This window comes from Burkholderia sp. E168m23, from assembly GCF_016586125.1.
In the GTDB taxonomy this organism is placed as follows: Bacteria; Pseudomonadota; Gammaproteobacteria; order Burkholderiales; family Burkholderiaceae; genus Burkholderia; species Burkholderia orbicola.
Window position 1 is genome coordinate 1 of the sequence record NZ_BCPP01001469.1, and the last position, 1,050, is coordinate 1,050.

General features: G+C 68.8%; 2 protein-coding genes. Both read right to left on the minus strand.

What is annotated here, in order from left to right:
• The coding region (locus JMF90_RS38210; protein WP_201326457.1) for a pyrimidine 5'-nucleotidase at nt 1-726 on the minus strand (726 nt) is incomplete at its 3' end.
• The coding region (argB, locus tag JMF90_RS38215; RefSeq protein ID WP_201326458.1) for an acetylglutamate kinase at nt 723-1,050 on the minus strand (328 nt) is incomplete at its 5' end. The genes argB and JMF90_RS38210, both read right to left, overlap by 4 nt.

Below are 1,050 nucleotides of genomic sequence, written 5' to 3' on the forward strand. Positions count from 1 at the left end.
CGATTTTAACGAACGAATGCGCTGGTCGACATAATGCGGGCGTCCGGTCGCCGGCAGATGGCCGGGCAGGTGGCCGGTGATCCATACCGTGCGGATGCCCAGACGCTTGTAGCGCTTCAGGTGGCTGCGCGTATCCTCGACGAGGATCGCGTCGGCGAACCGCGCATGCGCGGCGCGCAGCGTCCGGCGCAGCATCGCGTGGTCGGGCTTCGCGCGCCACATGCGGCGGTCGCGCATGTGCTCGATCGCGATCACGCGCTCGAACAGCCGCTCGATGCCCAACTCGCGCAGCACCGCGCGCGCATAGTTTTCCGGCGCGTTGGTCAGGATCAGCTTGCGGCCCGGCAGCGCGGCGACGATGCGCGCGAGGCCACGCTCGGCGCGCACCATCGCGGGCAGGTCGGAAAACGTGTGGACCACGCGCAGGAAATCGTGCGGGTCGATCGGATGATGGCGCGTGAGGCCGAGCAGCGCGGCGCCGTAGCGCTCGGTGTAGCCGTTGCGCAGGCGGTCGGCTTCGGCGCGCCCGACCTGCAGCGCGTCGATGATGTATTGCGTCATCGCACGGTTGATCTCCGGAAAGATCGCGTGCGACGCGTGGTGCAGCGTGTTGTCGAGATCGAACAGCCAGACGGGCGCGCCGGCGCGCGGCCGGCTGCGCGAGATGCGCCGGCGCCGCAGCGGGGCCGGCAGGTCGGGGCTGGCAGGCGGGCGGCGCGCGCTCAATGCGAGCGGATCATCGTGCCGAACGGCTGCTCGGTCAGGATTTCCAGCAGCACCGAATGCTCGATCCGGCCGTCGACGATGTGCACCGACTTCACGCCGCTCTTCGCGGCGTCGAGTGCCGACGAGATCTTCGGCAGCATGCCGCCGGAGATCGTGCCGTCCTCGAACAGCGCGTCGATCTCGCGGGCGGACAGGTCGGTCAGCAGGTTGCCGTCCTTGTCCATCACGCCGGGGATGTTGGTCATCATCAGCAGCTTCTCGGCGTTCAGCACCGTGGCCAGCTTGCCCGCGACGAGGTCGGCGTTGATGTTGTACGACAGGCCG